This window comes from Cobetia sp. PS-4MA (assembly GCF_057670765.1).
On the sequence record NZ_CM173107.1, the window covers coordinates 3713954 to 3727707 of the forward strand.

The following is a 13754-nucleotide window of genomic DNA, read 5'->3' on the forward strand; positions in this document are numbered from 1 at the left end:
CTGACCGATATGTCGTCGATCCTGTCGCAATCCCGGCGGTTTGCCTGCGCAAACCCCTTGGGTGTTATATGGTCAAGCCTCACGGGCAATTAGTACTGGTTAGCTCAACACATTGCTGTGCTTCCACACCCAGCCTATCAACCTTGTAGTCTTCAAGGGCCCTTCAGGAGGCGCAAGGCCTCAGGGAAGTCTCATCTTGAAGGGGGCTTCCCGCTTAGATGCTTTCAGCGGTTATCCCGTCCGAACGTAGCTACCGGGCAATGCCATTGGCATGACAACCCGAACACCAGAGGTTCGTCCACTCCGGTCCTCTCGTACTAGGAGCAGCTCTTCTCAAACTTCCGACGCCCACGGCAGATAGGGACCGAACTGTCTCACGACGTTCTAAACCCAGCTCGCGTACCACTTTAAATGGCGAACAGCCATACCCTTGGGACCGACTTCAGCCCCAGGATGTGATGAGCCGACATCGAGGTGCCAAACACCGCCGTCGATGTGAACTCTTGGGCGGTATCAGCCTGTTATCCCCGGAGTACCTTTTATCCGTTGAGCGATGGCCCTTCCATACAGAACCACCGGATCACTAGAACCTACTTTCGTACCTGCTCGACGTGTCTGTCTCGCAGTCAAGCACCCTTATGCTCTTGCACTCAATGCACGATTTCCAACCGTGCTGAGGGTACCTTCGTGCTCCTCCGTTACTCTTTAGGAGGAGACCGCCCCAGTCAAACTACCCACCATACACTGTCCTCGATCCGGATGACGGACCTGAGTTAGAACGCCAATGATGTCAGGCTGGTATTTCAAGGTTGGCTCCACCGCATCTGGCGACGTGGTTTCAAAGCCTCCCAGCTATCCTACACAGACAACATCAGCATCCAGTGTAAAGCTATAGTAAAGGTTCACGGGGTCTTTCCGTCTAGCCGCGGGTACACAGCATCTTCACTGCGATTTCAATTTCACTGAGTCTCGGGTGGAGACAGCGTGGCCATCATTACGCCATTCGTGCAGGTCGGAACTTACCCGACAAGGAATTTCGCTACCTTAGGACCGTTATAGTTACGGCCGCCGTTTACCGGGGCTTCGATCAAGAGCTTCGGACGAATCCTAACCCCATCAATTAACCTTCCGGCACCGGGCAGGCGTCACACCCTATACGTCCGCTTGCGCGTTTGCAGAGTGCTGTGTTTTTAATAAACAGTTGCAGCCACCTGGTATCTTCGACCGGTAAGAGCTTACGGAGCAAGTCCTTCACTCGAACCGGTGCACCTTCTCCCGAAGTTACGGTGCCATTTTGCCTAGTTCCTTCACCCGAGTTCTCTCAAGCGCCTTGGTATTCTCTACCTGACCACCTGTGTCGGTTTGGGGTACGGTCGCATGTGATCTGAAGCTTAGAGGCTTTTCCTGGAAGCGTGGCATCGATGACTTCCTGACCGTAGTCAGTTCGTCTCGCATCTCGACCTCAGAGGAACCGGATTTGCCTGATTCCTCGGCCTACATGCTTTCACCAGGACAACCAACGCCTGGCTCACCTAGCCTTCTTCGTCCCCCCATCGCAACCACATCCGGTACGGGAATATTAACCCGTTTCCCATCGACTACGCGTTTCCGCCTCGCCTTAGGGGCCGACTCACTCTGCTCCGATTAACGTAGAACAGAAAACCTTGGTCTTCCGGCGGGGGAGTTTTTCACTCCCCTTATCGTTACTCATGTCAGCATTCGCACTCGTGATACCTCCAGCAGACTTCTCAATCCACCTTCATTGGCTTACACGACGCTCCTCTACCGCTCATCCATAAGGATGAACCCGTAGCTTCGGTACCTGATTTAGCCCCGTTATATCTTCCGCGCAGGCCGACTCGACTAGTGAGCTATTACGCTTTCTTTAAAGGATGGCTGCTTCTAAGCCAACCTCCTAGCTGTCTGAGCCTTCCCACATCGTTTCCCACTTAATCAGGATTTTGGGACCTTAGCTGACGGTCTGGGTTGTTTCCCTTTTCACAACGGACGTTAGCACCCGCTGTGTGTCTCCCACGCTGCACTCACTGGTATTCGGAGTTTGCCTCGGGTTGGTAAGTCGGGATGACCCCCTAGCCGAAACAGTGCTCTACCCCCAGCGGTGATACGTGAGGCGCTACCTAAATAGCTTTCGAGGAGAACCAGCTATCTCCGGGCTTGATTAGCCTTTCACTCCGATCCACAGCTCATCCCAGCATTTTTCAACATACTTGGGTTCGGGCCTCCAATTGATGTTACTCAATCTTCACCCTGGCCATGGATAGATCGCCCGGTTTCGGGTCTATACCCTGCGACTGGTCGCCCAGTTAAGACTCGCTTTCGCTACGCCTCCCCTATACGGTTAAGCTCGCCACAGAATATAAGTCGCTGACCCATTATACAAAAGGTACGCGGTCACACCACGAAGGTGCTCCCACTGCTTGTACGCATACGGTTTCAGGATCTATTTCACTCCCCTCGCCGGGGTTCTTTTCGCCTTTCCCTCACGGTACTGGTTCACTATCGGTCAGCCAGGAGTATTTAGCCTTGGAGGATGGTCCCCCCATGTTCAGTCAAGGTTTCTCGTGCCCCGACCTACTCGATTTCACGATACTCAGACTTCGACTACGGGACTATCACCCTGTATCGTCAAGCTTCCCAGCTTGTTCGTCTGTCAGTTGTATCGCTTAAGGGCTGGTCCCCGTTCGCTCGCCGCTACTTGGGGAATCTCGGTTGATTTCTTTTCCTCCGGGTACTTAGATGTTTCAGTTCCCCGGGTTTGCCTCTATAGGTTATGTATTGGCCTATAGATACTCACCTGATGGTGAGTGGGTTTCCCCATTCGGAAATCGTTGGGTCGCAGGGTATTTGCCACCTCGCCAACGCTTATCGCAGGCTATCACGTCCTTCATCGCCTCTGGCTGCCAAGGCATCCACCGTATGCGCTTAATCGCTTGACCATATAACCCCAAGGGGTCTGTCAAGGATTACGAATCTGTCGGACCTCTCCGACATATCGTTTGATGGAGATGTGCTTGGCGCACATTCCATCGTCAGCATGATTCACATTGTTAAAGAGCGGCTGTTCAGAGAACAGTGAGAAGTCACACAACCTTCTCGAGGAAGGCGATATGCTTGTCACTGTGAACTGTCAGCATTATCAGGTAGTAGAAGCTTGAACCGGAACTTGATGGTGGAGCCAAGCGGGATCGAACCGCTGACCTCCTGCGTGCAAGGCAGGCGCTCTCCCAGCTGAGCTATGGCCCCAAAAGTCGGCAAACCGTGTCGACAAAAGCACGAAGCTTTTGGTGGGTCTGGGCAGATTTGAACTGCCGACCTCACCCTTATCAGGGGTGCGCTCTAACCAACTGAGCTACAGACCCGACACTACTACTCGATAAACTAACTTGATCAGGTAATTCGTTGTGAGCACTTGCCGCGAGCAGTAGACAGTGTCGATAAGGAGGTGATCCAGCCCCAGGTTCCCCTAGGGCTACCTTGTTACGACTTCACCCCAGTCATGAACCACACCGTGGTGATCGCCCTCCCGAAGGTTAGGCTAACCACTTCTGGTGCAGTCCACTCCCATGGTGTGACGGGCGGTGTGTACAAGGCCCGGGAACGTATTCACCGTGGCATTCTGATCCACGATTACTAGCGATTCCGACTTCATGGAGTCGAGTTGCAGACTCCAATCCGGACTGAGGCAAGCTTTATGGGATTGGCTCCACGTCGCCGTATTGCAACCCTTTGTACTTGCCATTGTAGCACGTGTGTAGCCCTACCCGTAAGGGCCATGATGACTTGACGTCGTCCCCACCTTCCTCCGGTTTGTCACCGGCAGTCTCCTTAGAGTTCCCGACATTACTCGCTGGCAAATAAGGATAGGGGTTGCGCTCGTTACGGGACTTAACCCAACATTTCACAACACGAGCTGACGACAGCCATGCAGCACCTGTCTCAGAGTTCCCGAAGGCACCAATCCATCTCTGGAAAGTCCTCTGGATGTCAAGGGTAGGTAAGGTTCTTCGCGTTGCATCGAATTAAACCACATGCTCCACCGCTTGTGCGGGCCCCCGTCAATTCATTTGAGTTTTAACCTTGCGGCCGTACTCCCCAGGCGGTCAACTTATTGCGTTAGCTGCGCCACTAAGTCCTCAAGGGACCCAACGGCTAGTTGACATCGTTTACGGCGTGGACTACCAGGGTATCTAATCCTGTTTGCTACCCACGCTTTCGCACCTCAGTGTCAGTGTCAGTCCAGAAGGCCGCCTTCGCCACTGGTATTCCTCCCGATCTCTACGCATTTCACCGCTACACCGGGAATTCTACCTTCCTCTCCTGCACTCTAGCCAAGCAGTTCCAGATGCCGTTCCCAGGTTGAGCCCGGGGCTTTCACACCTGGCTGACTTAGCCACCTACGCGCGCTTTACGCCCAGTAATTCCGATTAACGCTTGCACCCTCCGTATTACCGCGGCTGCTGGCACGGAGTTAGCCGGTGCTTCTTCTGCGAGTGATGTCTTTCCTCGGGAGTATTAATCCCGAAGCGTTCTTCCTCGCTGAAAGTGCTTTACAACCCGAAGGCCTTCTTCACACACGCGGCATGGCTGGATCAGGCTTTCGCCCATTGTCCAATATTCCCCACTGCTGCCTCCCGTAGGAGTCTGGGCCGTGTCTCAGTCCCAGTGTGGCTGATCATCCTCTCAGACCAGCTACGGATCGTCGCCTTGGTGAGCCGTTACCTCACCAACAAGCTAATCCGACATGGGCTCATCCGATAGCGCAAGGTCCGAAGATCCCCTGCTTTCTCCCGTAGGACGTATGCGGTATTAGCCTGAGTTTCCCCAGGTTGTCCCCCACTATCGGGCAGATTCCCATGCATTACTCACCCGTCCGCCGCTCGACGCCTTCTAGCAAGCTAGAATCGTTTCCGCTCGACTTGCATGTGTTAAGCCTGCCGCCAGCGTTCAATCTGAGCCATGATCAAACTCTTCAGTTGAAAGCTTGATAGTCTGTTAAGCAGACCAAACTTGGTTCAGAGTCAAACTTCTCGTGAGAGGCTTGCTCCGATATTTGGTGACCTTGTCACCACTCATCGGCAAGCGCTCACACGAATTACCTGATCAAATTTTTAAAGAGCGTCGCTGTTAAGCGAGGAGGCATATTCTATCCGGAACGCTTGAGAAGTCAAGCACTTGATGATGAGTCAATCGACTGCCTCTAAGCATCATCCAGCGGTGAGGAGCGTTGCCCGATCACCTGTTCCGTAAGGAGTGCGGCGTATTCTAGCGAATCGCCCGGAATTGTCAATCGATGATTTGGAAGCGGACTTCAAAAACATCAAACAAAACAATCACCTGCAAACCTCTTTTACCGCTGGTAACGCCATGCGTCCCCGGCAGCGGATGCGTACTTTACGCATTCACCTCTGCAAGTGCAAGCGCTTTCTTCAAAAAGCATCCAGCCATGCAGTGTTCGGCGCTTTCGGCCGTCACGATTCAGGACGACATCATGGTAAAGAAGCGGGCCTGATCGATCGCTCTGATGATTCCCGAGAGTCACACCTGGAAAAAAGGGGTGTGGATAACCTGACATGAGCCGCTCAATGAAAGTTTTCCACACCCCATTACCGACCTGGAACGAGACAATATCTTTACCCATGCGGTGTGAGCACCACCAGGACCGTGCGCCCTCCCCACTCGAAGCGTATGAAGACTTGTACGTTCACCTGGCACGTCGAAGATCACCAAGATTCTGGTATCACATTCCAGTGCGCCATTTTTCTGTGCACCACCTCTCCAAGCACCACTTTTTCCGCGCACAAAGAGAACCGCCCCTGCAGCTGGGCTGCAGGGGCGGTTCAGTATAAGTGCCTGACGATGACCTACTCTCACATGGAGAAACTCCACACTACCATCGGCGCTAAGCGGTTTCACTTCCGAGTTCGGCATGGGATCGGGTGGTTCACGCTCGCTATGGTCGTCAGGCGAAACGGTGGCACCTTGCGGTGCCTGAGTCTCGAGGCTTGTGGCCTCGCGACTCGCAATATGAATCATGCTGACCGATATGTTGTCGATCCTGTCGCAATCCCGGCGTTTGCCAAAGCAAACCCCTTGGGTGTTATATGGTCAAGCCTCACGGGCAATTAGTACTGGTTAGCTCAACACATTGCTGTGCTTCCACACCCAGCCTATCAACCTTGTAGTCTTCAAGGGCCCTTCAGGAGGCGCAAGGCCTCAGGGAAGTCTCATCTTGAAGGGGGCTTCCCGCTTAGATGCTTTCAGCGGTTATCCCGTCCGAACGTAGCTACCGGGCAATGCCATTGGCATGACAACCCGAACACCAGAGGTTCGTCCACTCCGGTCCTCTCGTACTAGGAGCAGCTCTTCTCAAACTTCCGACGCCCACGGCAGATAGGGACCGAACTGTCTCACGACGTTCTAAACCCAGCTCGCGTACCACTTTAAATGGCGAACAGCCATACCCTTGGGACCGACTTCAGCCCCAGGATGTGATGAGCCGACATCGAGGTGCCAAACACCGCCGTCGATGTGAACTCTTGGGCGGTATCAGCCTGTTATCCCCGGAGTACCTTTTATCCGTTGAGCGATGGCCCTTCCATACAGAACCACCGGATCACTAGAACCTACTTTCGTACCTGCTCGACGTGTCTGTCTCGCAGTCAAGCACCCTTATGCTCTTGCACTCAATGCACGATTTCCAACCGTGCTGAGGGTACCTTCGTGCTCCTCCGTTACTCTTTAGGAGGAGACCGCCCCAGTCAAACTACCCACCATACACTGTCCTCGATCCGGATGACGGACCTGAGTTAGAACGCCAATGATGTCAGGCTGGTATTTCAAGGTTGGCTCCACCGCATCTGGCGACGTGGTTTCAAAGCCTCCCAGCTATCCTACACAGACAACATCAGCATCCAGTGTAAAGCTATAGTAAAGGTTCACGGGGTCTTTCCGTCTAGCCGCGGGTACACAGCATCTTCACTGCGATTTCAATTTCACTGAGTCTCGGGTGGAGACAGCGTGGCCATCATTACGCCATTCGTGCAGGTCGGAACTTACCCGACAAGGAATTTCGCTACCTTAGGACCGTTATAGTTACGGCCGCCGTTTACCGGGGCTTCGATCAAGAGCTTCGGACGAATCCTAACCCCATCAATTAACCTTCCGGCACCGGGCAGGCGTCACACCCTATACGTCCGCTTGCGCGTTTGCAGAGTGCTGTGTTTTTAATAAACAGTTGCAGCCACCTGGTATCTTCGACCGGTAAGAGCTTACGGAGCAAGTCCTTCACTCGAACCGGTGCACCTTCTCCCGAAGTTACGGTGCCATTTTGCCTAGTTCCTTCACCCGAGTTCTCTCAAGCGCCTTGGTATTCTCTACCTGACCACCTGTGTCGGTTTGGGGTACGGTCGCATGTGATCTGAAGCTTAGAGGCTTTTCCTGGAAGCGTGGCATCGATGACTTCCTGACCGTAGTCAGTTCGTCTCGCATCTCGACCTCAGAGGAACCGGATTTGCCTGATTCCTCGGCCTACATGCTTTCACCAGGACAACCAACGCCTGGCTCACCTAGCCTTCTTCGTCCCCCCATCGCAACCACATCCGGTACGGGAATATTAACCCGTTTCCCATCGACTACGCGTTTCCGCCTCGCCTTAGGGGCCGACTCACTCTGCTCCGATTAACGTAGAACAGAAAACCTTGGTCTTCCGGCGGGGGAGTTTTTCACTCCCCTTATCGTTACTCATGTCAGCATTCGCACTCGTGATACCTCCAGCAGACTTCTCAATCCACCTTCATTGGCTTACACGACGCTCCTCTACCGCTCATCCATAAGGATGAACCCGTAGCTTCGGTACCTGATTTAGCCCCGTTATATCTTCCGCGCAGGCCGACTCGACTAGTGAGCTATTACGCTTTCTTTAAAGGATGGCTGCTTCTAAGCCAACCTCCTAGCTGTCTGAGCCTTCCCACATCGTTTCCCACTTAATCAGGATTTTGGGACCTTAGCTGACGGTCTGGGTTGTTTCCCTTTTCACAACGGACGTTAGCACCCGCTGTGTGTCTCCCACGCTGCACTCACTGGTATTCGGAGTTTGCCTCGGGTTGGTAAGTCGGGATGACCCCCTAGCCGAAACAGTGCTCTACCCCCAGCGGTGATACGTGAGGCGCTACCTAAATAGCTTTCGAGGAGAACCAGCTATCTCCGGGCTTGATTAGCCTTTCACTCCGATCCACAGCTCATCCCAGCATTTTTCAACATACTTGGGTTCGGGCCTCCAATTGATGTTACTCAATCTTCACCCTGGCCATGGATAGATCGCCCGGTTTCGGGTCTATACCCTGCGACTGGTCGCCCAGTTAAGACTCGCTTTCGCTACGCCTCCCCTATACGGTTAAGCTCGCCACAGAATATAAGTCGCTGACCCATTATACAAAAGGTACGCGGTCACACCACGAAGGTGCTCCCACTGCTTGTACGCATACGGTTTCAGGATCTATTTCACTCCCCTCGCCGGGGTTCTTTTCGCCTTTCCCTCACGGTACTGGTTCACTATCGGTCAGCCAGGAGTATTTAGCCTTGGAGGATGGTCCCCCCATGTTCAGTCAAGGTTTCTCGTGCCCCGACCTACTCGATTTCACGATACTCAGACTTCGACTACGGGACTATCACCCTGTATCGTCAAGCTTCCCAGCTTGTTCGTCTGTCAGTTGTATCGCTTAAGGGCTGGTCCCCGTTCGCTCGCCGCTACTTGGGGAATCTCGGTTGATTTCTTTTCCTCCGGGTACTTAGATGTTTCAGTTCCCCGGGTTTGCCTCTATAGGTTATGTATTGGCCTATAGATACTCACCTGATGGTGAGTGGGTTTCCCCATTCGGAAATCGTTGGGTCGCAGGGTATTTGCCACCTCGCCAACGCTTATCGCAGGCTATCACGTCCTTCATCGCCTCTGGCTGCCAAGGCATCCACCGTATGCGCTTAATCGCTTGACCATATAACCCCAAGGGGTCTGTCAAGGATTACGAATCTGTCGGACCTCTCCGACATATCGTTTGATGGAGATGTGCTTGGCGCACATTCCATCGTCAGCATGATTCACATTGTTAAAGAGCGGCTGTTCAGAGAACAGTGAGAAGCGCGCTCTGTCGAGCACGCTTGCCACTGCCGGCTAAGCCAGCAATAAGATCAGGTAATTCGTTGTGAGCACTTGCCGCGAGCGATAGACAGTGTCGATAAGGAGGTGATCCAGCCCCAGGTTCCCCTAGGGCTACCTTGTTACGACTTCACCCCAGTCATGAACCACACCGTGGTGATCGCCCTCCCGAAGGTTAGGCTAACCACTTCTGGTGCAGTCCACTCCCATGGTGTGACGGGCGGTGTGTACAAGGCCCGGGAACGTATTCACCGTGGCATTCTGATCCACGATTACTAGCGATTCCGACTTCATGGAGTCGAGTTGCAGACTCCAATCCGGACTGAGGCAAGCTTTATGGGATTGGCTCCACGTCGCCGTATTGCAACCCTTTGTACTTGCCATTGTAGCACGTGTGTAGCCCTACCCGTAAGGGCCATGATGACTTGACGTCGTCCCCACCTTCCTCCGGTTTGTCACCGGCAGTCTCCTTAGAGTTCCCGACATTACTCGCTGGCAAATAAGGATAGGGGTTGCGCTCGTTACGGGACTTAACCCAACATTTCACAACACGAGCTGACGACAGCCATGCAGCACCTGTCTCAGAGTTCCCGAAGGCACCAATCCATCTCTGGAAAGTCCTCTGGATGTCAAGGGTAGGTAAGGTTCTTCGCGTTGCATCGAATTAAACCACATGCTCCACCGCTTGTGCGGGCCCCCGTCAATTCATTTGAGTTTTAACCTTGCGGCCGTACTCCCCAGGCGGTCAACTTATTGCGTTAGCTGCGCCACTAAGTCCTCAAGGGACCCAACGGCTAGTTGACATCGTTTACGGCGTGGACTACCAGGGTATCTAATCCTGTTTGCTACCCACGCTTTCGCACCTCAGTGTCAGTGTCAGTCCAGAAGGCCGCCTTCGCCACTGGTATTCCTCCCGATCTCTACGCATTTCACCGCTACACCGGGAATTCTACCTTCCTCTCCTGCACTCTAGCCAAGCAGTTCCAGATGCCGTTCCCAGGTTGAGCCCGGGGCTTTCACACCTGGCTGACTTAGCCACCTACGCGCGCTTTACGCCCAGTAATTCCGATTAACGCTTGCACCCTCCGTATTACCGCGGCTGCTGGCACGGAGTTAGCCGGTGCTTCTTCTGCGAGTGATGTCTTTCCTCGGGAGTATTAATCCCGAAGCGTTCTTCCTCGCTGAAAGTGCTTTACAACCCGAAGGCCTTCTTCACACACGCGGCATGGCTGGATCAGGCTTTCGCCCATTGTCCAATATTCCCCACTGCTGCCTCCCGTAGGAGTCTGGGCCGTGTCTCAGTCCCAGTGTGGCTGATCATCCTCTCAGACCAGCTACGGATCGTCGCCTTGGTGAGCCGTTACCTCACCAACAAGCTAATCCGACATGGGCTCATCCGATAGCGCAAGGTCCGAAGATCCCCTGCTTTCTCCCGTAGGACGTATGCGGTATTAGCCTGAGTTTCCCCAGGTTGTCCCCCACTATCGGGCAGATTCCCATGCATTACTCACCCGTCCGCCGCTCGACGCCTTCTAGCAAGCTAGAATCGTTTCCGCTCGACTTGCATGTGTTAAGCCTGCCGCCAGCGTTCAATCTGAGCCATGATCAAACTCTTCAGTTGAAAGCTTGATAGTCTGTTAAGCAGACCAAACTTGGTTCAGAGTCAAACTTCTCGTGAGAGGCTTGCTCCGATATTTGGTGACCTTGTCACCACTCATCGGCAAGCGCTCACACGAATTACCTGATCAAATTTTTAAAGAGCGTCGCTGTTAAGCGAGGAGGCATATTCTATCCGGAACGCTTGAGAAGTCAAGCACTTGATGATGAGTCAATCGACTGCCTCTAAGCATCATCCAGCGGTGAGGAGCGTTGCTCGATCACCTGTCCCGTAAGGAGTGCGGCGTATTCTAGCGAATCGCCCGGGATTGTCAATCGATGATTTGGAAGCGGACTTCAAAAACATCAAACAAAACAATCACCTGCAAACCTCTTTCACCGCTGGTAACGCCATGCGTCCCCGGCAGCGGATGCGTACTTTACGCACGAACCGGGCTGAGGGCAAGGGGTTTTTCCATCGATTGTCATTTCGAGGACATGCGGGCGACACCTTTTCCCTCATCACCTCTTCTTGCTCCTTTGGCCTCGTCTCGCCGTCGCTTGCTGACACATCTCTTCCCTGGCCAGAAACGCATTCGGCCCCGCCAGAAATGGCGGGGCCGAATATCGATCATCACACCAATGGCAGCTGGCGCTTACTTGTTGCCGCGCAGCTTGCGGCCCAGTGCCATGATCGGACCACTGGCGACATAGCAACCGAACAGACCCAGCAGCATCACGGACGGCTCCAGCGAGATGACCACGAAGGCCAGCACGATGGCAAGCAGCGCGACGAAGGGCACCGGCCCCTTGAGGTCGATCTCCTTGAAGCTGTAGTACCTGATGTTCGACACCATCAGGATACCGGCAGCCGCGACCACGAAGACCATCAGCGACTTGAAGGCGAAGGTCTCGGCGTCAAAGTTGTGCATGGTCCACACACAGCCAGCCACGAGTGCCGCCGCTGCCGGACTGGGCAGGCCGATGAACCACTTCTTGTCGGTGGAGCCTATCTGGACATTGAAGCGCGCCAGGCGCAGCGCCGCACCCGCGACATAGACGAAGGCGGCGATCCAGCCGATCTTGCCGACATCCTGCAGAATCCAGCTGAAGGTGACCAGTGCCGGTGCCACGCCGAAGGACAACATGTCCGCCAGGCTGTCGTACTCCGCACCAAAGGCGCTTTGCGTATTGGTCAGGCGAGCCACACGTCCATCGAGACCATCCAGCACCATCGAGACGAAGATGGCGATGGAGGCATTGGCAAACTCGCCGTTCAGCGCACATACCACAGCGAAGAAGCCAGAGAACAATGCCGACGTGGTGAACAGGTTGGGCAGCAGGTAGATGCCACGCCGACGAACGGGCTTGCCATCCTCGATGGCCTCTTCCACGACTTCGCTGTCGTCGGTGAATTCTTCCACCACCTTGTCCAGCACGGAACTGCTACGGCGGGTCGGTTCTTCGGGGGCATCTTCTGCGCCGGGATGTCGATTTTCGTCAGTCATGGGATTCCTTGCATCATGCCTCGTCGTGGCAGGGTAACCACATTCTACACCTGCCAGTGAGCGCGAATAGTAGTGACACCCTAGCGGCCTCACCGTCGACTGTCACTTCCCTCCCCCATTCGATAGCGCTTATAGAGCAACAACGCAAGCGGGGCGCCCTCCTGATGGAGAGCGCCCCGCTCATTTCACGCCGGATCCAATAGGCAGGATCAGTTGCGTGACTTGTCGACCAGCTGGTTGGCAGTGATCCACGGCATCATGCCGCGCAGCTTCTCACCAGTCTGTTCGATCGGGTGCTCGGCGTTCTGACGACGACGGGCCGTCATGGACGGGTAGTTGGTGTTGCCTTCCTGGATGAACATCTTGGCGTATTCACCGCTCTGGATGCGCTTGAGTGCATTGCGCATGGCGACACGGGACTGCTCGTTGATGACTTCGGTGCCGGTCACGTACTCGCCATACTCCGCATTGTTGGAGATGGAGTAGTTCATGTTGGCGATGCCACCTTCGTACATCAGGTCGACGATCAGCTTGAGCTCGTGCAGACACTCGAAGTAGGCCATTTCCGGTGCGTAGCCGGCTTCGGTCAGGGTCTCGAAGCCCATCTTGACCAGCTCGACCGCGCCACCACACAGGACAGCCTGCTCACCGAACAGATCGGTTTCGGTCTCGTCCTTGAAGGTGGTCTCGATGATGCCGGTACGACCGCCGCCGACGCCTGCCGCGTAGGACAGTGCGATGTCCTTGGCCTGGCCAGTCGCATCCTGGTGGATGGCGATCAGGTCCGGGATACCGCCGCCCTTCACGAACTCGGAACGCACGGTGTGACCCGGTGCCTTCGGCGCGATCATGATGACGTCGAGGTCAGCACGCGGCACGACCTGGTTGTAGTGGACGTTGAAGCCGTGAGCGAAGGCCAGTGTCGCGCCCTGCTTCAGGTTCGGTTCCACCTGGTTCTCGTAGATGGCCTTCTGGTTCTCGTCCGGCGCCAGGATCATGACCAGGTCGGCCGCCTTGACCGCTTCCTCGACTTCAGCAACCTTCAGGCCAGCCGCTTCGGCCTTGGCCCAGCTGGAGGAAGAGCGACGCAGGGCTACGGTGACGTCGACGCCAGATTCCTTCAGGTTGTTCGCGTGGGCGTGGCCCTGGGAACCGTAACCGAGGATGACCACTTTCTTGCCCTGGATGAGGGAGAGGTCACAATCCTTGTCGTAATAGAGTTTCATCGTCATTGCTCCTGGCGGCTCACCCCGTCAGCGGGATGGCGTGAGATCTTGAAAGAGTGTCTGTTGTTCTTGCGACCCTTCCCGCGAGGGAAGGGCGTATGTCAGTGTCCAGCGCCGACGGCCATCTATCCTGACCGCTCTGCGTCCCTGGGAGGTCGTGCGCCTTGGATCAAGGTCTGCCGTCCTCCTCCTGCGCGGCGATGAGTCCACCTTACCTGCACCTCGGCATTGCGTAAAATGCTATATTTGCAC

3 protein-coding genes, 2 tRNA genes and 5 rRNA genes are annotated in these 13754 nt (G+C 54.7%); 1 reads left to right on the forward strand and 9 read right to left on the reverse strand.

Going from position 1 to position 13754, the window contains the following annotated elements; all coding sequences use genetic code 11:
* Positions 1-68: 68 nt before the first annotated feature.
* The 4 genes from AC26AR_RS15615 to AC26AR_RS15630 all read right to left on the reverse strand — a co-directional run bounded on the left by AC26AR_RS15615 (position 69) and on the right by AC26AR_RS15630 (position 4997).
* Positions 69-2957 (reverse strand): 23S ribosomal RNA (locus tag AC26AR_RS15615).
* 231 nt (positions 2958-3188) lie between these two features.
* Positions 3189-3264 (reverse strand) — tRNA-Ala (locus tag AC26AR_RS15620).
* A 39-nt stretch (positions 3265-3303) separates the two neighbouring features.
* A tRNA-Ile gene (locus tag AC26AR_RS15625) sits at positions 3304-3380 on the reverse strand.
* Between the two features lie 76 nt (positions 3381-3456).
* Positions 3457-4997 (reverse strand): 16S ribosomal RNA (locus AC26AR_RS15630).
* Positions 4998-5301: 304 nt separating this feature from the next.
* On the opposite strand from AC26AR_RS15630, the gene AC26AR_RS15635 reads away from it, so the two are divergent.
* Complete coding sequence (locus AC26AR_RS15635) at positions 5302-5595, forward strand: hypothetical protein (RefSeq protein ID WP_479399728.1); 294 nt, start codon at positions 5302-5304, stop codon at positions 5593-5595.
* Between the two features lie 274 nt (positions 5596-5869).
* On the opposite strand, the gene rrf is transcribed toward AC26AR_RS15635, so the two are convergent.
* From rrf to ilvC, 5 genes are all read right to left on the reverse strand, one after another.
* Positions 5870-5985, reverse strand: a 5S ribosomal RNA gene (gene rrf, locus AC26AR_RS15640).
* A gap of 137 nt (positions 5986-6122) precedes the next feature.
* Positions 6123-9011, reverse strand: a 23S ribosomal RNA gene (locus AC26AR_RS15645).
* A 241-nt stretch (positions 9012-9252) separates the two neighbouring features.
* Positions 9253-10793 (reverse strand): 16S ribosomal RNA (locus AC26AR_RS15650).
* Together the 16S, 23S and 5S rRNA genes with 2 tRNA genes alongside form the textbook arrangement of a ribosomal RNA operon.
* A gap of 631 nt (positions 10794-11424) precedes the next feature.
* Positions 11425-12276, reverse strand: a complete 852-nt coding sequence (pssA, locus tag AC26AR_RS15655; protein WP_077373497.1) for a CDP-diacylglycerol--serine O-phosphatidyltransferase — start codon at positions 12274-12276, stop codon at positions 11425-11427.
* Between the two features lie 209 nt (positions 12277-12485).
* The gene (ilvC, locus tag AC26AR_RS15660) at positions 12486-13502 is read right to left on the reverse strand and encodes a ketol-acid reductoisomerase (RefSeq protein ID WP_043337232.1); all 1017 of its coding nucleotides are present in this window, start codon (positions 13500-13502) and stop codon (positions 12486-12488) included.
* Positions 13503-13754 lie beyond the last annotated feature (252 nt).

Excerpts from the sequence above, each read along its gene's own strand:
- pssA (WP_077373497.1), bottom strand. The coding sequence starts at position 12,276 with ATGACTGACGAAAATCGACATCCCGGCGCAGAAGATGCCCCCGAAGAA.
- ilvC (WP_043337232.1), bottom strand. The coding sequence starts at position 13,502 with ATGAAACTCTATTACGACAAGGATTGTGACCTCTCCCTCATCCAGGGC.